The organism is Streptomyces sp. Wb2n-11, from assembly GCF_001049855.1.
Taxonomy (GTDB): domain Bacteria; phylum Actinomycetota; class Actinomycetes; order Streptomycetales; family Streptomycetaceae; genus Streptomyces; species Streptomyces altiplanensis.
Genome location: NZ_CVPB01000001.1, coordinates 1 through 24,117, shown reverse-complemented (window position 1 = coordinate 24,117; position 24,117 = coordinate 1). Strand labels below are relative to the sequence as shown.

Genomic DNA, 24,117 nt, shown 5'->3' with positions numbered 1-24,117 from the left:
CCCGATGATGAGGACGGACCGGTGCCAGAAGATCAGCAGGACAAAGTCGTCGACTACCTGAGGCGAGTCACTTCCGATCTCCGCCGTGCGCGTCAGCGCATCGGAGAACTGGAACTCAAGGACAATGAGCCCATCGCCATTGTCGGAATGAGCTGCAGGCTGCCCGGCGGAGTCCGCTCCCCGGAAGCCCTGTGGGAACTCGTCGAATCCGGCGGCGACGCCATATCGGGATTCCCCGCGGGCCGCGGCTGGGATCTCGACCGGCTCACCGGGACGGGCGAAGGAAACAGCGCCACCCACGAAGGCGGATTCCTCTACGAGGCACCCGAGTTCGACGCCGGTTTCTTCGGCATCTCCCCGCGCGAGGCGCTGGCCATGGACCCCCAGCAGCGACTGCTGCTGGAAGTGACCTGGGAGGCCCTGGAGCGGTCGGGGATCGCCCCCACCGCGCTGCGCGGCAGCCGGGCCGGGGTGTTCGTCGGCGCCTACCACTGGGGCGCGCCCTCGGCGGCCGCCGCCGGTGAACTCCAGGGACACGCCCTGACCGGCACCGCCGCCAGCGTGCTGTCGGGACGCATCGCCTACACCCTGGGGCTCGAAGGCCCCGCCATCACCGTCGACACCGCCTGCTCCTCCTCACTGGTCGCGCTGCACGTGGCGGCGCAGTCGCTGCGCAACGGCGAGTCCTCGCTGGCCGTCGTCGGCGGCGTCACCATACTCAGCGAACCCTCGGTCTTCGTGGAGTTCAGCAAGCAGGGCGGCCTGGCCGGCGACGGCCGCTGCAAGGCCTTCTCCGACGAGGCCGACGGCACGGGCTGGGGCGAGGGCGTCGGCGTACTCGTCGCGGAACGCCTCTCGGACGCCCGGCGCAACGGACACCAGGTCCTCGCCGTGCTGCGCGGCTCGGCGGTCAACCAGGACGGCGCGTCCAACGGGCTGACCGCGCCCAACGGCCCCTCCCAGGAACGCGTGGTCCGCCAGGCCCTCGCCACCGCAGGACTCACCGGCGCCGACATCGACGCCGTGGAGGCGCACGGCACCGGCACCAGGCTCGGCGACCCCATCGAGGCGCAGGCCCTGCTGGCCACGTACGGCCAGGACCGCGACCCCGAGCGCCCGCTGTGGCTCGGCTCGCTGAAGTCCAACATCGGTCACACCCAGGCCGCCGCCGGAGTCGCCGGCGTCATCAAGATGGTCATGGCCATGCGCAACGGCGTGCTGCCCGCGACCCTGCACGCGCAGACGCCCTCCTCGCACGTCGACTGGTCCTCGGGCGCGGTACGCCTTCTGACCGACTCCGTGACCTGGCCCGAGTCGGACAGGCCGCGCCGGTGCGCGGTGTCCTCGTTCGGCATCAGCGGCACCAACGCCCACGCCCTGCTGGAGCAGGCCCCGGAACCGGCCGAGACGGACGAGCCCGCCGCGGCGCCCTTCGCCGCCGCAGCGGTGCCCTGGATCCTGTCCGGCCGCGGTGAGGCGGCGGTACGCGACCAGGCGGCCGCCCTCGTGGCGCACCTGGAGACCGCCCCGCCGGCCCGGCCGGCCGACGTCGGCCACTCCCTGGTCGCCTCGCGCGCGCTCCTGGAGAACCGGGCCGTCGTGGTCGGCGCCGACCACGACGGACTCCTCGCCGGAACCACCGCGCTGAGCACCGGCCAGCCCTGGGCGGATCTCGTCCGTGGCGTGGCCGACGTCGAGGGCAGGACGGTGTTCGTCTTCCCCGGCCAGGGCTCTCAGTGGGTGGGCATGGGAGCCCAACTGCTGGTCGAATCCCCGGTCTTCGCCGAGCGGATCGCCGAATGCGCCACGGCACTCGGCGCGTTCGTGGACTGGTCCCTGGAGGATGTGCTGCGCGGCGCCGACGGAGCGCCGTCCCTGGAGCGCGTCGACGTCGTACAGCCCGCGTCCTTCGCCGTCATGGTCTCCCTCGCCGCCCTGTGGCGCGCCCACGGGGTGGAGCCCGACGCGGTCGTCGGCCACTCGCAGGGCGAGATCGCCGCGGCCGTCGTCTCCGGCGCGCTCTCCCTGGAAGACGGTGCCCGGGTGGTCGCCCTGCGCAGCCGCGCGATCGGCCGCACCCTGGCCGGCCACGGCGGGATGATGTCGATACCGCTCCCCGTCGACGAGGTGGAGAGCCGGCTGACAGACTGGCAGGGCCGGGTGTCGGTCGCCGCCGTCAACGGACCGCGCTCGGTCGTCGTCTCCGGCGAACCCGGCGCGCTCGACGAACTCTCGGCGCTGCTGACGGCCGAGGACATCCGGGTGCGGCGCGTCGCGGTGGACTACGCCTCGCACTCCGCGCAGGTCGAGAACCTCCACGACGAACTCCTCGACGTCCTCGCACCGGTCGCCCCGCGCACCAGCGACGTCCCGTTCTTCTCCACGGTGACCGGCGACTGGCTGGACACCGAAACGATGGACGCGGCCTACTGGTTCACGAACCTGCGGCAAACCGTGCGGTTCGCCGCAGCGATCGGCGACCTGCTCGCCGGCGGGCACCGCGCGTTTGTCGAGGTCAGCTCGCACCCCACCCTGACCATGTCGGTACAGGACATGACCGAGGCGTACGGCGAGCCGGCCGTCGCCACCGGCACGCTGCGCCGCGGGCGCGGCGGACTCGCGCGCTTCCTGCTCTCCGCCGCCGAGGTCCACGTGCGCGGCGTCGACGTCGACTGGGCCGCGCTCTTCACGGGCACCGACGCCCGACGCGTCGATCTGCCCACCTACGCCTTCCAGCACGAACGCTTCTGGAACATCCCCGCCGTGAGCGACCGGGCCGATACGACGGCCGACCCCGCCGACGCCCAGTTCTGGGCGGCCGTCGAGGGGGAGGACCTCAGCACCCTGGCCTCGACCCTGCGGACGGACGAGGACGCGCTGGCCGCCGTGCTGCCCGCCCTGTCCTCCTGGCGCAAGTCGCGCAACGAATCCTCCAGGACCGACTCCTGGCGCTACCGGGTGACCTGGACGCCGCTGGCCAAGGTCTCCCAGCGGTCACTGACGGGCACCTGGCTCGTGGTGTCCGCCGACGGCACCGACGACAGCGAGACCACCGGCCTGCTGACCGCGGCAGGCGCCGAAGTGACCCGGCTGGTCCTCGACGACGCGCACACCGACCGCGCGGTCCTCGCCGAGCTGCTGTCCTCCGCCGGCGAGTTCACCGGCATCGTCTCCACACTCGCCGCCGCCGAGGAGCGCGGCGAGCGCCACCCCGGCCTCACCCTCGGCCTCGCCCTGACCGTCTCGCTCGTCCAGGCCCTCGGCGACGCCGGCGTGACCGCGCCCCTGTGGTTCCTCACCCGGGACGCCGTGTCCACCGGCCGGTCCGACGCCCTGACCCACCCGGTACAGGCCCAGATCGCCGGCGTCGGCTGGACCACGGCGCTGGAGCACCCGCACCGCTGGGGCGGCGTCATCGACCTGCCGCCGGCACTGGACCGGCGGGCGGCCGGACACGTGGTCTCCGCCCTCGCGGGCGCGCTCGGCGACGAGGACCAGCTCGCCGTCCGCCCCTCCGGAGTCTTCGCCCGCCGCATCGTCCGCGCCAAGTCCGGCGGACAGGGCCCTTCCCGCACGTGGACCCCACGCGGTACGACCCTGGTCACCGGCGGCTCCGGCACCCTCGCCCCCGACCTCGCCCGCTGGCTCGCCGGCCGGGGCGCCGGCCATGTGGTGCTCGCCAGCCGCCGGGGCGCGGACGCCCCCGGCGCGGCCGAACTGGTCGCGGAACTGACCGCTTCGGGCACCGAGGCCGAGGCCGTCGCTTGCGACGTGACCGACCGCGACGCCGTCGCCGCGCTCCTCGCGGACCTCAAGGCCGAGGGCCGCACCGTACGCACGGTCATCCACACCGCGGCCGTCATCGAGCTGTACACCCTGGCCGAGACCACGACGGAGTCGTTCTCCGACGTCGTGCACGCCAAGGTCACCGGCGCCCAGCACCTCGACGAACTCCTCGACCACGACGAGCTCGACGACTTCGTCCTGTACTCGTCCACCGCCGGCATGTGGGGCAGCGGCCACCACGCCGCCTACGTGGCGGGCAACGCCTACCTCTCGGCGCTCGCGGTCAACCGCCGCGCCCGCGGTCTGCGCACCACCTCGGTGCACTGGGGCAAGTGGCCCGACGACATCGAACGCGAGCTCGCCGACCCGCACCACATCCGCCGCAGCGGCCTGGCCTACCTGGACCCGCAGCAGGCGCTCAGCGCCCTGGGCAGGGTCCTCGACGACGACGAGACCGTCATCGGGCTCACCGACATCGACTGGGACACGTACTACCCCATCTTCACCACCGGCCGCCCCACACGCCTGTTCGACGAGGTGCCCGAGGTCGCCCGCCAGCTGGCCCCGGCCCCGCAGCAGGCCGCCGGCCTGCCCGCGGCGAGCGACCTCGCCGCGCGGCTGCACGACCTGACGGACGCCGAACAGGAACGCCTGCTGCTCACCCTCGTGCGCACCGAGGCGGCCGCCGTCCTGGGCCACGCCTCCGCGGAGTCCTTCCCCGAGCGGCGCGCCTTCCGCGACATCGGCTTCGACTCGGTCACCGCCGTCGACCTGCGCAACCGCATCGTCGCGGCCACCGGACTCACCCTGCCCTCGACCCTGGTCTTCGACTTCCCCAACCCCGTCGCACTCGCCAGGTTCCTCAAGGGCGCGGCCCTGGGCAGCGGCCCCGAACCCGCCTCGGCGGCCCGCACCACGTCCGCGGGGGCCGACGACGACCCGATCGCCATCATCGGCATGAGCTGCCGCTACCCCGGCGGCGCGAACACCCCGGAGGAGCTGATCCGCCTCGCCCTGGACGGCGTGGACGTGATCTCCGAATTCCCCGCCGACCGGAACTGGGACGCCCAGGGGCTCTACGACCCCGACCCCGACCGGCAGGGCCGGACGTACTCCACCCAGGGCGGATTCCTGCACGACGCCGCGGACTTCGACCCCGCGTTCTTCGGCATCTCGCCGCGTGAGGCCGTGTCGATGGACCCGCAGCAGCGCCTGCTGCTGGAGACCTCCTGGGAGGCCTTCGAGCGGGCCGGGATCGACCTGGACTCGCTGCGGGGCACCACTGCGGGCACCTTCATCGGCGCCAGCCACCAGGACTACGCGACAACCGCGCACAACGGCGCCGAGGGCTCCGAGGTGCACATGGTCACCGGCACGGCGGCCAGTGTGCTGTCCGGCCGCGTGTCGTACCTGTACGGGTTCGAGGGCCCGGCCGTCACCGTCGACACCGCCTGCTCGTCCTCGCTGGTCGCCATGCACCTGGCCTGCCAGTCGCTGCGCAGCGGCGAGAGCACCCTCGCGCTGGCGGGCGGCGCGGCCGTGATGGGCACCCCGCACGCCTTCGTGGGCTTCAGCAGGCAGCGGGCGCTCGCGCTCGACGGCCGCTGCAAGCCGTTCTCCGACGCCGCAGACGGCATGACCCTGGCGGAGGGCGTCGGTCTGGTCCTGCTGGAGCGTTTGTCGGACGCCCGGCGCAACGGCCACCGCGTCCTCGCGGTGATCCGCGGCTCGGCGATCAACCAGGACGGCGCGTCCAACGGGCTCACCGCCCCCAACGGGCCCGCCCAGCAGCAGGTCATCCGCCAGGCCCTCGCCAACGCGGCGATCACCGGCGCGGACGTGGACACGGTGGAGGCGCACGGCACCGGCACCAGGCTCGGCGACCCCATCGAGGCGCAGGCCGTGCTCGCCACGTACGGCCAGGGCCGCGACCCCGAGCGCCCGCTGTGGCTCGGCTCGCTGAAGTCCAACATCGGTCACACCCAGGCCGCCGCCGGAGTCGCCGGCGTCATCAAGATGGTCATGGCCATGCACGAGGGCGTCCTGCCCGGAACCCTGCACACCGGCACCCCCTCCACGCACGTCGACTGGACGTCCGGCGCGGTGGAACTACTGACCGGTCAGACCCCGTGGCCGGACACCGACCGGCCCAGGCGCGCCGGAGTGTCGTCCTTCGGGATCAGCGGCACCAACGCCCACCTGATCCTGGAGCAGGCGCCCCTCGCCGAAATCGGGACGGCGGACGCCGACGCCGCGCAGGACCCCGCGGACGAGCAGGTCGTGCCGTGGCCGGTCTCCGCCAAGTCCGGGGCGGCGCTGCGCGACCAGGCGGCCCGGCTGCTCGCCCTCGCCGACGCCGACCCCGGCCTGTCGCCCGCACGAGTGGGCTGGTCGCTGGCGACCACCCGCGCGTCCTTCGACCACCGGGCGGTCGTCATCGGCCGCACCCGCGACGACTTCTTGCGCTCCCTCGAAGCACTGGCCGCGGGACGCGCCGCGGCAGGCGTCGTACAGGGCGCCGTCGGCGAGGGCGCCAGGGGACCGGTGTTCGTCTTCCCCGGCCAGGGCTCCCAGTGGTGGGGGATGGGCCGCGAACTGCTCGCCCACTCCGAGGTGTTCCGCACCGCCGTGGACGAGTGCGCCGACGCGCTCGCCCCGTACATCGACTGGTCCCTGCACGAGGTACTGGCCGGCGAAGGAGACCCGACGCTGCTCGAACGGGTGGACGTCGTCCAGCCCGCGCTGTTCTCCATGATGGTGGCGCTGAGCGCGCTCTGGCGCTCGTACGGAGTCGAGCCGTCGGCCGTCGTCGGCCATTCGCAGGGCGAGATCGCCGCCGCGTACGTGGCCGGCGCGCTGACCCTGGCGGACGCCGCCGCGGTCGTGGCCCTGCGCAGCCAGGCGCTGCCCCGCCTCTCCGGGCTCGGCGGCATGATGTCGGTGGCCGCGCCGGTCGAGCGGGTGAGCGCCCTGCTGGAGCCCTGGGGCGAGCTGCTGTCCGTGGCGGCCGTCAACGGGCCCTCGTCGGTCGTCGTCTCCGGCGACGCCGGGGCGCTGGACGAACTGCTCGCCGCCTGCGGACAGCAGGGCGTCCGCGCCCGCAAGGTGTCCGTGGACTACGCCTCGCACAGCGCCCACGTCGAAGCCGTGCGCGACGACCTCTCACGCGTCCTGGCTCCGGTCGTCTCCGCGAGCCCGCGCGTTCCGTTCTACTCGACGGTCACCGGCGCCCGGCTGACGGACGCCGCCTTCGACGGCGCGTACTGGTACACCAACCTGCGCACGACCGTACGGATGGAGGAGGCCACCCGCGCGCTCCTCGCGGACGGACACCGCGTCTTCATCGAGATGAGCCCGCACCCGGTGCTGGCCGCCCCGATCCAGGAGACCCAGGAGACGGTGGAGGAGGCCGTCGCCGACTCCGCCGTGGTGCTGGGCACCCTGCGCCGCGACGAGGGCGACCTCCGGCGCTTCCTGGCCTCCCTCGCCGAGGCCCACGCGCACGGCACCGCCGTGGACTGGCGCACGGCGTTCCCGGCCGGCGCCGCCGTCCCCGTCGACCTGCCGACCTACGCCTTCCAGCACCGCAAGTACTGGCCCGAGCCCGCGGCGGCCACGGCCGGCGCCGCGGCCCCCGGTGACGGCGGCGCCACGGACAGCGCCTTCTGGGACCTCGTCGAGAGCGAAGACCTGGAGTCCCTGGCCGACGAACTCGGTGTCGCCGAGGGCGGAGCACGCTCCTCGCTCGGCGACGTACTGCCCACCCTGTCGGCGTGGCGCGCCAAGTCGCGGGAGCGCTCGGCCGTCAACGCCTGGCGCTACCGGGTCGACTGGACCCGGCTGAACGAGCCCGGCACCACCGCACCCGCGGGCCGCTGGCTCGCCGTGGTACCGGCGGACCGGGCCGACGGCGCCTGGATCACCGCCGTACTGGCCCTGCTCGGCCCGGACACGGTCCGGCTGGAGGCGGAGGGCAGCGACGGCGCAGGCCGCGCCGCCTGGGCCAAGCGCCTCAAGGAACTGACCGCCGACGGAACGGAGTTCACCGGCGTACTGTCCCTGCTTGCGCCCGTCGAGGAGCGCCACCCGAACCACACGTCCGTACCCGCGGGACTGGCCCTGACGCTCACCCTCGTCCAGGCCCTGGGCGACGCGGAACTGCGCGCCCCCCTGTGGTGCGCCACCCGCGGTGCGGTGTCCGTGGGCAGGGACGACCGTCTCACCCGGCCCGTGCAAGGCGCCCTGTGGGGCCTGGGCCGGGTGATCGCGCTGGAGCACCCGGACCGCTGGGGCGGTCTCGTCGACCTCCCGGAGACCCTGGACGCCCGATCCGGAGCCCGGCTGACCGCCGTACTGGCGGGCCTGGACGGGGAGGACCAGATCGCGGTCCGCCCGACCGGGATCTACGGCCGCCGCCTCACCCACGCGGCGCCCACCGCGGACAGCCCTGAGCGCCGCTGGCAGGGCCGGGGCACCGCCCTGATCACCGGCGGCACCGGCGGGATCGGCGGCCGGGTCGCCCGCTGGATGATCGAGCGCGGCGCCGGACACGTGGTGCTGACCAGCCGCCGCGGCGAGGACGCGCCCGGCGCGGCCGCGCTCCGCGCCGAACTGGAGGGTCTCGGCGCCCGCGTCACCATCGCCGCCTGCGACGCCGCCGACCGCGACGCGCTGACCGGCGTACTGGCCGCGATCCCCGCCGAGTTCCCCCTCGCCTCGGTCTTCCACGCCGCCGGCGTCGCCGACGGCGACGCCTCCGTGGAATCGCTGACCCTGGAACAGCTGGACGCCCTGATGCGGTCCAAGCTCACCGCCGCCCTGCACCTGCACGAACTGACCCGCGACCTCGACCTGGACGCGTTCGTGCTGTTCTCGTCGGGCGCGGCCACCTGGGGCAGTGGCGGCCAGCCCGGCTACGCGGCGGCCAACGCGTTCCTCGACGCCCTGGCCGAGCACCGCAGGACCGAGGGCCTGACCGCCGCCTCCGTCGCCTGGGGCACCTGGGCCGCGGTCGGCATGGCCACGGCCGACGAGGTCCACGAGCGGCTGCGGCGCCAGGGCGTCATGCCGATGGAGCCGCCGCTGGCCATCGCGGCGCTCCAGCAGATGCTGGAGGACGACGACACGGCGCTCACCGTGACGCTGATGGACTGGGAACGCTTCACCCCCAGCTTCACCGCGACCCGGCCCAGCCCGCTGCTCGCCGGCATCCCCGAGGCCGGCCGGGCCCTGTCGGCGGGCGAGGAAGCACCCGCCGACGACGGCTCCGCCACCCCGCCCCTCAGGAAGCGGCTCGACGCCCTGCCCACCGCCGAACGCGAACGGGCCCTGCTGGAGGCGGTACGCGCCGAAGCGTCCGCGACCCTGGGTCACGACGCGACCGACGCCATCCCCGCCACCCGAGCGTTCCGCGACGTCGGCTTCGACTCGGTGACGGCCGTCGAGCTGCGCAACCGGCTGCGGGCGGCCCTGGGCCTGCCGCTGCCGGCGGCCTTGGCCTTCGACCACCCCACCCCGGCCGCCCTCGCCCGGCACATCGGCTCCCTGCTCTTCGGCGCCGCCCCCGGGCACACCGTCGACGACCGGGCCGACGATCCCGACGCCGAGATCCGCCACGTGCTCGCCTCCGTTCCCATCAGCAGACTCCGAAAAGCAGGACTTCTGGACATGGTGCTCAAACTCGCCACCGCCGACGCCGCCGAGGCGACCACCGGGCCTCTCGACGGCGAGGACCCGATCGAGGACCTCGACGACATGGATGCCGAAAGCCTGCTGCGGCTCGTCACCGACATGTAGCGGCCCCCCGGTGACATCCGCCCGGCCGCGCCGGACGGACGTCACCGACTGTGCGGCATCTGCAAACCGAAAGAGACCTGGAGAGTTCGATGAGCACGTCCCCCAACAAGTACGTCGAGGCCCTGCGGTCGTCGCTGAAGGAGATCGAGCGGCTCCGTCAGCAGAACCAGCAGCTGGTGGCGGCCGCCGAGGAGCCCATCGCCGTCGTCGGAATCGGCTGCCGCTACCCCGGCGGTGTGACCTCCCCCGAGGACCTGTGGGACCTGGTCACCGAGGGCCGCGACGTCATGGGGGACTTCCCCGCCGACCGGGGCTGGGACCTGGAGCGCCTCGCCGGGGACGGCCCCGGCCACAGCCTCGCCCGCGAGGGCGCCTTCCTCTACGACATGGCGGACTTCGACCCCGGGTTCTTCGGGATCTCACCCCGTGAGGCCGTCGCCATGGACCCCCAGCAGCGACTGCTGCTGGAGGTCGCCTGGGAGGCCCTGGAGCGCGCCGGCATCGACCCGCTGACCCTGCGCGGCAGCCGGGCCGGCGTGTTCGTCGGCACCGCCGGGCAGGACTACGCTGCGGTCATCAACGCCTCCAGCGAGGACGCGGAGCAGTTCTCGACCACCGGGCACGCCGCGAGCGTCATCTCGGGACGGCTCTCCTACACCCTCGGGGCCGAGGGCCCCGCCGTCACCGTCGACACCGCCTGCTCCTCCTCCCTGGTCGCCCTGCACTGGGCGGCGCAGTCCCTGCGCAACGGCGAATGCAGCATGGCCCTGGCGGGCGGTGCCTCCGTGATGGCGACGCCCGGCCCCTTCGTCTCCTTCACCGCCCAGAGCGGAATGGCCGCCGACGGCCGTTGCAAGTCCTTCTCCCAGGACGCCGACGGCACCGGCTGGGGCGAGGGCGCGGCCGTCCTCGTACTGGAGCGGCTCTCCGACGCCCAGCGCGCCGGACACCCCGTGCTGGCCGTGCTGCGCGGCAGCTCGATCAACCAGGACGGCGCCTCCAACGGCCTGTCCGCACCCCACGGCCCCTCCCAGCGCCGCGTCATTCGCGCGGCCCTGGAGAACGCCCGGCTGACACCCGCCGACGTCGACCTCGTCGAGGCGCACGGTACGGGCACCACGCTCGGCGACCCCATCGAGGCCCAGGCGCTGCTGGCCACCTACGGACAGGACCGCGAGCACCCCCTGCGGCTGGGATCGGTCAAGTCGAACATCGGCCACACGATGGCCGCCTCCGGCGCCGCCGGCGTCATCAAGATGATCATGGCGTTGCGGCACGGCCTGATGCCGCGCAGTCTGCACGCGGGCGAACCCTCCCACGACGTGGACTGGACGACCGGCTCGGTCGAACTCCTCGACCAGCCCGTCCGGTGGCCCGAGACGGGCCGCGCCCGGCGCGCCGCCGTCTCCTCGTTCGGCGTCAGCGGAACCAACGCCCACGTCATCCTCGAACAGGCTCCGGCCCTCCCCGAGACCGCCCCCGCCGACGACACCGCCACCCCCGCCGTCACCCCCTGGGTCCTCTCGGGCCGGTCCGCCGCCGCCCTGGCCGAGCAGCGCACCCGGCTGCTCTCCTTCATCGAGCGCAACCCCGGAGTACGGCCCGTCGACATCGGTCACTCCCTCGCCGCCGGCCGCTCCGCCTTCGAGTACCGCTCCGTCCTGCTGCCCGGCGCCCCCGAACCCACGCAGATCGCCGAGGGCGTGGCCGACGAGGGCCTGCTCGCCGTCCTGTTCTCCGGCCAGGGCTCCCAGCGCCTGGGCATGGGACACGAACTCCACGCCAGATTCCCGGTGTTCGCCCAGGCCTTCGACGCCGCAGCCGACGCACTCGACCCCCACCTCGACCGCCCGCTGCGCGACATCGTCTGGGGAACCGACCCCGGACCGCTCGACGAGACCGGCTGGACCCAGCCCGCGCTCTTCGCCGTCGAGGTCGCCCTGTACCGCCTCGTCACCTCCCTCGGCCTCACGCCCGACTTCGTCGGAGGTCACTCCATCGGCGAGATAGCCGCCGCCCACGTGGCGGGCGTCTTCTCCCTGGAGGACGCCTGCCGCCTCGTCGCCGCCCGCGCCTCACTGATGGCCGCCCTGCCCGCCGGCGGCGTCATGACCGCCGTCCGTGCCACCGAGGACGAGATCACTCCGCTGCTCACCGAGCGGGTCTCCATCGCCGCCGTCAACGGACCCACCTCCGTGGTGATCTCCGGCGACGAGAGCGCCGTACAGGACATCGCCGCGCACTTCGAGGCGCAGGGCCGCAAGACGACGCGCCTGCGCGTCTCGCACGCCTTCCACTCGCCGCTCATGGACCCGATGCTCGACGAGTTCCGCGCCGTCGCGCAGAGCCTGGCCTACGCCGAGCCCCGCATCCCCGTCGTGTCGAACGTGACCGGCCGGATCGCCGACGTCGAGGAACTGTGCTCCGCCGCCTACTGGGTACGGCACGTGCGCGAAGCCGTACGGTTCGCCGACGGCGTCCACACCCTCACCGAACGCGGCGTCACCACCCTGCTGGAGCTGGGCCCCGACGGAGTGCTCTCCGCCATGGCCCAGGACTCGCTGACCGAGCAGGCGCAGATCGTGCCGCTGCTGCGCAAGGACCGCCCGGAGGAACTCACCGCGGTCACCGCCCTCGCACGGGTGCACGTACGCGGCGCCACCGTCCGCTGGTCCGGCCTCTACGAAGGCTCCGGCGCCCAGCGCGTCGACCTGCCCACCTACCCGTTCCAGCGCCGCCGCTTCTGGCCCGCCGCCGCCCTCGACGCCTCCGGCGACATGCGCGCCGCCGGCCTGGGCTCCGCCGGACACCCCCTGCTCGGCGCCGCCGTCGAACTCGCCGACGGCGAGGGCGCGCTGTTCACCAGCAGGCTGTCCCTGCGGACCCACCCCTGGCTCGCCGACCACGGCGTACGCGGCCGCGCCCTGCTGCCCGGCACCGCCTTCGTCGAACTGGCCATCCGCGCCGGCGACGAGGTCGACTGCGATCGCGTCGAGGAACTCGCCCTCGCCGCGCCCCTGGCCCTCCCCGAACACGGCGCCGTCCAGCTCCAGGTACGCGTGGGCGCGGCCGACGCCGCCGGACGCCGCCCGCTCGGCATCTACTCCCGCGCCGAGGACGGCTTCGACCTCCCCTGGTCCCAGCACGCCAGCGGATTCGTCGCACCCGGCGCGCCGGCCCCCGGCCCCGGCTTCGACGCCACCGTGTGGCCGCCCCCCGGCGCCGACCCCGTCGACCTCGACGGCTGCTACGACCGGCTCGCCGCACTCGGCTTCGACTACGGCCCCTCCTTCCGCGGACTGCGCGCCGCCTGGCGGCTCGGCGACGAGGTGTACGCCGACGTCACGCTCCCCGAGGACTCCGGCACCGACGCGAGCGCCTTCGGCCTGCACCCGGCCCTGCTCGACGCCGCCCAGCACGCGGCCGCCTTCACCGACCTCGGCGCCATCAGCCGCGGCGGCCTGCCGTTCGCGTGGGAGGGCGTGTCACTGACCGCCTCCGGCGCCACGGCGGTACGCGCCCGCCTCGCCCCCGCGGGCGACGACACCGTCTCCATCGCGATCTACGACACCGCGGGCGGCCCGGTCCTGTCCGTGGACTCCCTCGTCTCCCGCACGGTCCCCACCGCCGACCTCGACGACACCGGCCCCGTCCACCGCGACTCACTGTTCCGCGTGGACTGGACCGAGACGAAGAACCCGGCCACCGCCGCACCCGACACGGTCGCCGTGATCGGCCCCGACCCCCTCGGCCTGGCCGCCCACCTGCGCACCGCGGGACTCCCGGTGACGGCCCACCCCGGCCTGGACGAACTCGCCGCCTCGGACCAGCCCGTCCCCGCCGTGGTCCTCATCGCCGCGAACGGCGAACCCGGCACCACGGACGACGGCGTCGTGGCGGCCACCCACACCCTGGGCGCCACCGTCCTCGGACACCTCCACCACTGGCTCGACGAGGACCGCTTCGCCGACGCCCGCCTGATCTTCGTCACCCGGGGCGCACACACCGGCGACGACCTCGCAGCCGCCTCGGTCCACGGCCTCGTACGAACCGCCAGGACCGAGAACCCGGGACGCCTCGGCCTCCTGGACATCGACCCCGGCACGGCCTCACTCCCCCTGGAGGCCGTGCCGGCCCTCCTGCGCTCCGCACTCGCGGCCGCGGCCGAGGAGCCCGACCTCGCGGTACGCGGCACACAGCTCCTCGCCGCCCGCCTGACCCGCGTCCAGGCCCCCACCGGGCGGCCCGCCTGGGACACCGACGGCACCGTCCTCATCACCGGCGGCACCGGCGGCCTCGGCGGCGTACTCGCCCGCCACCTGGTCACCGAGCACGGCGTACGCCACCTGCTGCTCGTCAGCCGCCGCGGCCTCGCCGCCGAAGGCGCCGACGAACTCCGGGCCGAACTCACCGCACAGGGCGCCCGGGTGACCGTCGCACCCTGCGACGTCACCGACCGGACCGCACTCGCGGACCTGCTCGAGACCGTCCCCGCCGACCACCCGCTCACCGCCGTGGTACACACCGCCGGAGTCGTCGACGACGGCGTGATCGGCTCGCTCACCCCGCAGCGGCTCGACGGTGTGCTACGCCCGAAGGCCGACGCCGCATGGCACCTCCACGAACTGACGCGGGACCTCGACCTGGCCGCGTTCGTCCTCTTCTCCTCCGTCGCGGCCACCCTCGGCAGCCCCGGACAGGCCAACTACGCGGCAGGCAACGCCTTCCTGGACGCCCTCGCCACCCACCGGCAGAAGCACGGACTGCCGGGCCACTCCCTCGCCTGGGGCCCCTGGACCCAGAGCGTCGGCATGACCGGCACACTCACCGACATCGACGTCGAGCGCATCGCGCGCTCCGGCATGCCGCCCCTGACCGTCCCTCAGGGCCTGGCGCTGTTCGACGCCGCCCTCGGCTCGGACGTCGCGGCCCTCGCACCCGTACGTCTCGACCTGCCCGTCCTGCGCGCCCAGGGCGACATCCCGCCCCTGCTGCGCGGTCTCATCCGCTCCCTGGGCCGCCGCGCCGCCGCCCAGATCTCCCAGACCGCCGGCGGCCTCACCGAGCGCCTCGCCGGACTGAACGCCGCCGAACGCCGCGACGTCCTCCTCGACCTGGTCCGTGGCCAGATCGCCCGGGTACTGGGACACGCCGACGCGACGGACGTCGAGGCGTCCCGCCAGTTCCAGGACCTGGGCTTCGACTCCCTGACCGCCGTCGAACTGCGCAACGGCCTCAACACCGTGACCGGCCTGCGGCTCCCCGCGACCATGGTCTTCGACTACCCGACCCCGAGCGCCCTCGCCGACCACATGCGCGACGAACTGCTCGGCGCCGCGGAAGAGGCACCGGCGGCGCCGACTGCCGTCGCCCTGCCCCCGGGCGGCGACGACCCGATCGCGATCGTCGGGATGGCCTGCCGCTACCCGGGCGGAGTGACCTCGCCCGAGGACCTCTGGCGACTCGTCACGGAGGGCGGCGACGCCATCTCCGGCTTCCCCGCCAACCGAGGCTGGGACCTCGACGGCCTCTACGACCCGGACCCCGACCACCCCGGCCGGACCCACGTCCGCGAAGGCGGATTCCTGCACACGGCGGGCGACTTCGACCCGGCGTTCTTCGGAATGTCGCCCCGCGAGGCGATGGCGACGGACTCCCAGCAGCGGCTGCTGCTGGAGACCTCGTGGGAGGCGATCGAGCGGGCCGGGATCGACCCGGCCACGCTCAAGGGCAGCGCCACCGGCGTATTCGCCGGTGTCATGTACAACGACTACGGGCCGCTGCTCACGGGCGAGGAGTACGAAGCCTTCCGGGGCAACGGCAGCGCACCGAGCGTGGCCTCCGGCAGGGTGTCGTACACCCTTGGCCTGGAGGGTCCGGCGGTGACGGTGGACACGGCGTGCTCCTCCTCCCTGGTCGGCATGCACCTCGCCGCCCAGGCCCTGCGGAGCGGTGAGTGCTCGCTGGCCCTGGCCGGCGGTGTCACCGTCATGTCCACCCCGAGCACCTTCGTCGAGTTCTCCCGCGCACGCGGCCTGGCCCCCGACGGCCGGTCCAAGGCGTTCTCCGAGTCGGCCGACGGCGTCGCCTGGTCGGAAGGCGTCGGCATGATCGTGCTGGAGCGCCTCTCCGACGCACGGCGCAACGGCCACGAGATCCTGGCCGTGGTGCGGGGCAGTGCGGTCAACCAGGACGGTGCGTCCAATGGTCTGACGGCGCCCAACGGCCCGTCGCAGCAGCGGGTGATCCGCCAGGCGCTGGCCAGTGGCGGGCTGTCGGCCGAGGACGTGGACGTGGTCGAGGCGCACGGCACCGGTACCACGCTGGGTGATCCGATCGAGGCGCAGGCGCTGTTGGCGACGTATGGGCGCGATCGCGATCCGGAGCGTCCGTTGCTGCTGGGTTCGGTGAAGTCGAACATCGGCCACACGCAGGCTGCGGCCGGTGTGGCGGGTGTCATCAAGATGGTCATGGCGATGCGCCACGGTGTGCTGCCGCAGACGCTGCACGTCGACGCCCCGTCCTCGCATGTGGACTGGTCGGCGGGCGCGGTGGAGCTGCTGACCGAGTCGACGCCGTGGCCGGAGGCCGGTCGTGTCCGGCGTGCGGGTGTGTCGTCGTTCGGGATCAGCGGTACGAACGCGCACGTCATCCTGGAGCAGTCGCCGAACGTCATCCGCGGGTCCGTGGTCACCGAAGGCGCGCCCACGGTGCACGAGGCGGGCATGGTGCCGTGGGTGCTGTCCGGCAGGACGTCGGAGGCGCTGGCGGCCCAGGCGGCGCGGCTGCTGTCGGTGGTGGACGGGGAGACGGCGCCCCGCCCGGTGGATGTCGGGTATTCGCTGGTGACGAGCCGGTCGCTGTTCGACCACCGTGCGGTGGTCCTGGCGGGTGACTCCGCCGGCACTGTGCGCGCACTGACGGCCTTGGCGTCCGGTGTTCCTGATGCGTCGGTGGTGTCGGGTGTGGTGGTCGGTGGCCGTTCGGCGGTGTTGTTCTCGGGTCAGGGTTCGCAGCGGTTGGGGATGGGTCGGGAGTTGTACGGCCGGTTCCCGGTGTTCGCGGAGGCGCTGGATTCGGTGCTCGCTGTACTGGATCCGCTGCTGGGGCGCCCGTTGAGTGAGGTGATGTGGGGCGGGGACGCGGAGCTGCTGAACGAGACGGGTTTCACTCAGCCGGCGTTGTTCGCCATCGAGGTGGCGTTGTTCCGGCTGGTGGAGTCGTGGGGTGTGTCCCCGGACTTCGTGGCGGGTCATTCGATCGGTGAGATCGCGGCGGCGCATGTGGCGGGGGTGTTCTCGCTGGAGGATGCGGTCCGTCTGGTGGTGGCGCGGGCGCGGTTGATGCAGGCGTTGCCGTCCGGTGGAGCGATGGTCGCGGTGCAGGCGACGGAGGTCGAGGTTCTGCCGCTGCTGGTCGACGGTGTGTCGATCGCGGCCGTCAACGGGCCGTCGTCGGTGGTGGTTTCCGGAGGCGAGCAGGCGGTCTTGAAGGTTGCTGCCCAGCTCGTGGAGCTGGGCCGTAAGACGACGCGTCTGCGCGTGTCGCACGCCTTCCATTCGCCGTTGATGGATCCGATGCTGGAGGAGTTCCGCACGGTCGCGGAGGGCCTGTCGTACGCCGAGCCGGTCATTCCGGTGGTGTCGAACCTGACCGGTGGTGTGGCGTCGGCCGAGGAGCTGTGCTCGGCCGAGTACTGGGTGCGCCACGTCCGCGAGGCCGTGCGCTTCGCCGACGGTGTGCAGACCCTCGCCGACCGGGGCGTGATGACGTTCCTGGAGCTGGGTCCGGACGGGGTGCTCTCCGCCATGGCGCAGGAGTCCGTGTCCGAGGGAGCCGTGACCGTACCGGCACTGCGCAAGGACCGGGCCGAGGAGCCCGCAGCCCTCGCGGCCCTTGCTCAGCTGCACACCCGGGGTGTTCCCGTGGACTGGCTCGCCGTGTTCGCCGGAACGGATGCGTCGCGGGTCGACCTGCCCACGTACCCCTTCCAGCACCAGTGGATCTGGCCGGCCGGTTCGCAGGCCGACGCCGCCGGTGACGTACGCGCCGCCGGGCTGGAAGCGGCCGGGCACCCCTTGCTTGGAGCGACCGTCGAACTCGCTGAGCGCGAGGGCGCGTTGGTGACGGGACGGCTGTCCGTCCAGTCGCACCCCTGGCTCGCCGATCACGCGGTCATGGGCCGGGTCCTGGTGCCGGGCACCGCGCTGCTGGAGCTGGCGTTCCGCGCCGGTGACGAGGTCGGCTGCGACCGGGTCGAGGAGCTCACGCTCGCGGCCCCCATGGTGCTGCCGGAAGACGGCGCGGTCCAGGTGCAGGTGCGCATCGGGGCCTCGGACGACACGGACCGGCATCCGGTCACCGTGCACTCCCGGCTCGACGGCGCCGACGAGCAGCCGTGGACGCAGCATGCCTCGGGTGTGCTGACGGCCGGTGGCCGGGCGTCCGTTGATGACTTCGATGCGACGGTGTGGCCGCCTGCGGGCGCGGAGGCGCTGGAGGTCGAGGGCTGCTATGAGCGGTTCGCGGAGCTGGGCTTTGCTTATGGTCCGGTGTTCCAGGGTCTGCGGGCCGTCTGGCGGCGCGACGGCGAGGTTTTCGCCGAGGTGGGTCTGCCGGAGAGTGCGCAGGGGGATGCGGCCGCGTTCGGTCTGCACCCGGCTCTGCTGGACTCGGCACTGCACGCTTCTCTGCTCGCCGGTGAGGCAAGCGGCGAAAGCGGTGGTGGTCTGCCGTTCTCGTGGGAGGGCGTGTCGCTCGTCGCGTCGGGTGCTGCCGCGCTGCGGGTGCGGATCGCTCCGGTCGACGGCCGGGACGCGGTGTCGATCTCTGTGACCGACCTGTCCGGGGCGCCGGTTGCCTCGGTCGACTCCCTGCTCGTACGCGCGGTGTCGAACGAAGAGCTGAGCGCGGACGCCGCGCTGGCCAGGGACGCGCTGTTCGGCCTCGACTGGGTTTCCGTGCAGTCGGGTGCCGAGGTGCCCGAAGCCGTCGCACTGGTGGGACCCGACCCGTTCGGGCTGGCCGACGGGCTCACGGGAGTGGGGTCGAGCGTCGAGACGTACGCCGATCTGGCATCCCTGACGGCCTGTGACGCCCCGGTGCCGGGCACCGTACTGGTGAGCGTCACCGGCACGGTCCGGGACGGTGTCGTGGAGTCGGCTCACGCTCTGACCTCCGAAGCCCTGACGTTCACTCAGCAGTGGCTTGCCGATGAGCGGTTCGTCGGCTCGCGGCTGGTGTTCGTCACCCGTGGCGCGATGGCGTCCGGCGACGAGGACGTCACGGACGTCGCCGCCGCTTCGGTCTGGGGCCTCGTGCGGTCCGCGCAGACGGAGAACCCCGGCTGCTTCGGCTTGGTGGACCTCGGTGTCGCCGAGGACGCCTTCGTGCAAATGGCCCAGGCACTGACCGCCGACGAGCCCCAACTGGTCATCCGCGACAACGGAATTCGAGCGGGCCGCCTCGCCCGGCTGGAGTCCGGAACAGGGCTCGTGCCGCCGGCCGGAGTGCCGTGGCGGCTGGACAGCGAGACGAAGGGCAGCCTGGACGGGCTGACCCTGGCGCCCTTCCCCGAGGTCCTTGAGCCGCTGACCGGACACGAGGTGCGGATCGAGGTCCGCGCCGCCGGTGTCAACTTCCGCGACGTCCTCAAGGCGCTCGACATGTACCCCGGCGACGCCGGGCGCATGGGGCGCGAGGCCGCGGGCGTGGTGACCGAAGTGGGCCCCGAGGTGACCGGGCTGACGCCCGGCGACTCGGTCATGGGCCTGGTGTCCGGTGGCTTCGGCTCCCTCGTGGTCGGCGACGCCCGGCTGCTCGCCCGACTGCCCGAGGGGTGGTCGTGGGAGGTTGCGGCGTCGGTGCCGTTGGTGTTCTTGACGGCGTATCACGCGTTGGTGGAGTTGGGTGGGGTGCGGCCGGGGGAGAAGGTGCTGATCCATGCCGGTGCGGGTGGTGTGGGTATGGCGGCGGTTCAGGTGGCGCGTCATCTGGGTGCGGAGGTCTTCGCGACGGCGAGTGAGGGCAAGTGGGATGTGCTGCGGTCGTTGGGGGTGGCGGACGATCACATTGCGTCGTCGCGGTCGACGGAGTTCGAGGCGGCGTTCCGGGGTGTCAGTGGTGGGGGTGTGGATGTTGTCCTGAACTCGTTGGCGGGTGAGTTCGTGGATGCGTCGTTGCGTTTGGTGGGTGCGGGTGGGCGTTTCCTGGAGATGGGCAAGACCGATGTGCGGGCGGCGGGGGATGTTCCGGTGGGGGTGGAGTACCGGGCGTTCGACTTGGGCTGGGTGGATCCGGTGGGGATCCAGCGGATGCTGGCTGTGGTGGTGGAGTGGTTCGGGCGCGGGGTTTTGGAGCCGTTGCCGGTGCGGGTGTGGGATGTGCGCCGGGCGCGGGAGGCGTTTCGGTTCATGAGTCTGGCGCGGCATGTGGGCAAGATCGTGTTGTCGATGCCGCGGGTGTGGGATGCGCGGGGCACGGTGTTGGTGACGGGTGGTACGGGTGGTCTGGGTGGGGTGCTGGCGCGTCATTTGGTGGCGGAGCGTGGGGTGCGGCATTTGGTGTTGACCAGTCGGCGTGGGGTGGAGGCGCCGGGGGCGGTTGAGCTGGCGGATGAGTTGCGGGCGTTGGGTGCGCGGGTTGAGGTGGCGGCGTGTGATGTGGCTGATCGTGAGGCGCTGGCCGGCTTGTTGGCGTCGGTGCCGGTTGAGTTTCCGTTGACGGCGGTGGTGCATACGGCGGGTGTGCTGGATGACGGTGTGATCGGTTCGTTGAGTGCGGAGCGGTTGGCGGGGGTGTTGCGTCCGAAGGTGGACGCTGCGTGGAACCTGCACGAGCTGACCCGGGACCTCGACCTCGCCGCCTTCGTCCTCTACTCCTCGGTCTCCGGAGTCATCGGTGGCGCGGGGCAGGCCAACTACGCGGCGGGCAACGCCTTCCTGGACGCGCTCGCCGCCCACCGGCAGGCCGAGGGCCTGCCGGGAGTCTCGCTCGCCTGGGGCGCCTGGAACCAGGGCGCCGGCATGACGAGCGGTCTCGGCGAAGCCGATCTTCGCCGGGCCGCCGAGGCGGGCATGCCCCTGCTCTCGGTCGACCAGGGCATCGCACTGTTCGACGCCGCGCTGGCCACCGGCCAGGCCGCGGTTGCACCCGTACGGCTGGACCTGTCCGTACTGCGCGCCCAGGGCGCCGTCACGCCGCTGCTGCGCGGCCTGGTCCGGCCGGGCGTGCGACGTACGGCGGTCCCGGGTCCTGGAACGCGTACGGACGCGGGCCTCGCCGAGCGACTCAGCAAGCTTGAGCGTGCCGAACGGTACGAGACGCTGCTCACCCTGGTACGGGACCAGGCGGCCCTCGTGCTCGGCCACACGAGCGGCGACGGGTCGACCCGAAACGGGCCTTCCGCGACCTGGGCTTCGACTCGCTGACAGCGGTGGAACTGCGCAACCGGCTGAACACGACGACCGGACTGCGGCTGCCCGCGACGATGGTCTTCGACTACCCGACCGTCGAGGCACTGGCGGACCACCTGCTCGACGGACTCGTCGGTCCGGAGGCCGCAGACACCGACGCGACGACGGCCGTACCGGCGCTCTCCCAGGCCATGCTGGACGACGATCCGGTGGTCATCGTGGGCATGAGCTGCCGCTTCCCCGGCGGCATCGGCTCGCCGGAAGATCTGTGGCGCGTGGTCACCGAAGGCGCCGACGTCGTCACGGACTTCCCGGACAACCGCGGCTGGGACGTCGACGGCTCTACAACCCCGACCCCGAGCACATGGGCACGTCCTACACGCGGCAGGGCGGATTCCTGCACGACGCGGGCGAGTTCGACCCGGAGTTCTTCGGGATGTCGCCGCGTGAGGCGATGGCGACGGACTCGCAGCAGCGGTTGCTGCTCGAAGCGTCGTGGGAGGCGATCGAGCGGGCGGGCATCGACCCGGTGTCGCTGCGCGAGAGCCAGACCGCCGTGTTCGCCGGTGTGATGTACGGCGGCTACAACACCAACTTGAGCGGCAAGGAATTCGAGGGCTTCCAGGGCCAGGGCAGCGCGCTGAGCGTCGCCTCCGGCCGGGTCTCGTACACCTTCGGTTTCGAAGGCCCGGCGGTGACGGTGGACACCGCGTGCTCGTCGTCGCTGGTCGCGATGCACCTGGCCGCGCAGGCCCTGCGCAGCGGTGAGTGCTCGCTGGCGCTGGCCGGCGGCGTCACCGTGATGTCGGTCCCCGACACCTTCGTGGAATTCTCCCGTCAGCGGGGCCTGGCCCCGACGGACGCTCCAAGCCGTTCTCCGAGTCCGCCGACGGCGTCGGCTGGTCCGAGGGCATCGGCATGCTCCTCCTGGAGCGGCGGTCGGACGCGTTGCGCAACGGTCACGAGATCCTGGCCGTGGTGCGGGGCAGTGCGGTCAACCAGGACGGTGCGTCCAATGGTCTGACGGCGCCCAACGGCCCGTCGCAGCAGCGGGTGATCCGCCAGGCGCTGGCCAGTGGCGGGCTGTCGGCCGAGGACGTGGACGTGGTCGAGGCGCACGGCACCGGTACCACGCTCGGTGACCCGATCGAGGCGCAGGCGCTGCTGCGACGTATGGGCGCGATCGCGATCCGGAGCGTCCGCTGCTGCTGGGTTCGGTGAAGTCGAACATCGGCCACACGCAGGCGGCCGCGGGTGTGGCGGGTGTCATCAAGATGGTCATGGCGATGCGCCACGGTGTGCTGCCGCAGACGACGCTGCACGTCGACGCCCCGTCCTCGCATGTGGACTGGTCGGCGGGCGCGGTGGAGCTGCTGACCGAGTCGACGCCGTGGCCGGAGGCCGGTCGTGTCCGGCGTGCGGGTGTGTCGTCGTTCGGGATCAGCGGTACGAACGCGCACGTCATCCTGGAGCAGCCGGCGAACGTCATCCAGGGAACGGTGGTGACGGGGTCCGAGGCTCCTGCGGTGGAGCTGGTGTGGTGCCGTGGGTGCTGTCCGGCAGGACGCCGGAGGCGCTGCGTGGCCAGGCCGCCAAGCTGCTGGCCTCGATGGAGGGTCGGCCGGAGCTGGGCCGGTGGATGTCGGGTACTCGCTGGCGACGGGCCGGTCGAAGTTCGAGCACCGCGCGTGGTTACCGACCGGCGAGCGTGCCGAGACGATGCGCGCGCTGGCAGCACTGGCGGTCGGCGAGCCGATGCGTCGGTGGTGTCGGGTGTGGTGGTCGGTGGCCGTTCGGCGTGTTGTTCTCGGGTCAGGTTCGCAGCGGTTGGGGATGGGCCGGGAGTTGTACGGCCGGTTCCCGGTGTTCGCGGAGGCGTTGGATTCGGTACTCGCTGTACTGGACCGCTGCTGGGGCTCCCGCTGCGTGAGGTGATGTGGGGCGAGGACGTCGACCTGCTGAACGAGACGGGTTTCACCCAGCCGCGTTGTTCGCCATCGAGGTGGCGTTGTTCCGTCTGGTGGAGTCGTGGGAGATCAGGCCCGACTTCGTGGCCGGACACTCCATCGGTGAAATCGCGGCGGCGCATGTGGCGGGGTGTTCTCGCTGGAGGACGCGGTCCGTCTGGTGGTGGCGCGGGCCGGTTGATGCAGGCGTTGCCGTCCGGTGGAGCGATGGTCGCGGTGCAGGCGACGGAGACGAGGTCCTGCCGCTGCTGGTCGAGCGGAGGGCCAGGTTTCGATCGCGGCGGTCAACGGCCCGTCGTCGGTGGTTGATCTCCGGTCACGAGGACGTGGTCCTGGAGGTCGCGGCGCGGCTGGAGGAACAGCCGCAAGGCCACCTGGCTGCGGGTCTCGCACGCGTTCCATTCGCCGTTGATGGATCCGATGCTGGAGGAGTTCCGGGCGGTCGCGGAGAGCCTGTCGTACGCCGAGCCGGTCATTCCGGTGGTCCGAACCTGACCGGTGGTGTGGCGTCGGCCGAGGAGCTGTGCTCGGCCGGGTACTGGGTGCGTCACGTCCGTGAGGCCGTGCGCTTCGCCGACGGCATCCGCACCCTCGCGGAACAGGGCGTGACGACGTTCCTGGAGCTGGGTCCGGACGGGGTCCTCTCCGCCATGGCACGCGAAGTCGGTACCGGACGAGGCCGTCACCGTGCCCGTCCTCCGTAAGAATCGGCCTGAGGAGTTGTCGGTTGTCGCGGCTGTGTCCCAGTTGCATGGTGTGTGGTGCGGTGGTGGACTGGGGCGGTTCTTCGCGGGGACCGGGGCGTCGCGGGTGGGATGTTCCGACGTACGCCTTCGAGCGTCAGGTGTTCTGGCCTCGGAGTCTGCGGGGTGGTGCTGATGATGCGGTGGCGGTCGGGCTGGTGTCGGCGGTCATCCTCTGCTGAATGGTGTGGTGGAGCTGGCTGAGGACGACGGTGTGCTGCTTTTCACCAGTCGTCTGGGGGTGCAGTCGCATCCGTGGCTGGCCGATCATGCGGTGATGGCCGGGTCCTTGGTGCCGGGCACGGCTTTGCTGGAAGCTGGCGATCCGGGCCGGTGACGAGGTCGGCTGCGATCACGTCGAGGAGCTGACGCTGGCTGCGCCGCTCGCTCTTCCGGAACACGGCGCGGTCC

The 24,117-nt window shown here is 72.7% G+C and carries 4 protein-coding genes and 1 pseudogene; all 5 read left to right on the top strand.

The window, feature by feature from the left end; all coding sequences use genetic code 11:
• Positions 1-21: 21 nt before the first annotated feature.
• The gene (locus BN1555_RS39795; RefSeq protein ID WP_255305785.1) at positions 22-9,582 is read left to right on the top strand and encodes a type I polyketide synthase; all 9,561 of its coding nucleotides are present in this window, start codon (positions 22-24) and stop codon (positions 9,580-9,582) included.
• A gap of 89 nt (positions 9,583-9,671) precedes the next feature.
• The gene (locus BN1555_RS00020; RefSeq protein ID WP_093796780.1) at positions 9,672-21,011 is read left to right on the top strand and encodes a type I polyketide synthase; all 11,340 of its coding nucleotides are present in this window, start codon (positions 9,672-9,674) and stop codon (positions 21,009-21,011) included.
• A gap of 59 nt (positions 21,012-21,070) precedes the next feature.
• Positions 21,071-22,502 (top strand): annotated as a pseudogene (locus BN1555_RS41410) (beta-ketoacyl synthase N-terminal-like domain-containing protein).
• A 430-nt stretch (positions 22,503-22,932) separates the two neighbouring features.
• Positions 22,933-23,667, top strand: a complete 735-nt coding sequence (locus BN1555_RS37715) for an acyltransferase domain-containing protein (protein ID WP_107081045.1) — start codon at positions 22,933-22,935, stop codon at positions 23,665-23,667.
• 226 nt (positions 23,668-23,893) lie between these two features.
• Positions 23,894-24,043 carry a hotdog family protein gene (locus tag BN1555_RS00005; RefSeq protein WP_176709888.1) on the top strand — a complete coding sequence of 50 codons (150 nt, stop codon included), beginning with the start codon at positions 23,894-23,896 and terminating at the stop codon, positions 24,041-24,043.
• Positions 24,044-24,117 lie beyond the last annotated feature (74 nt).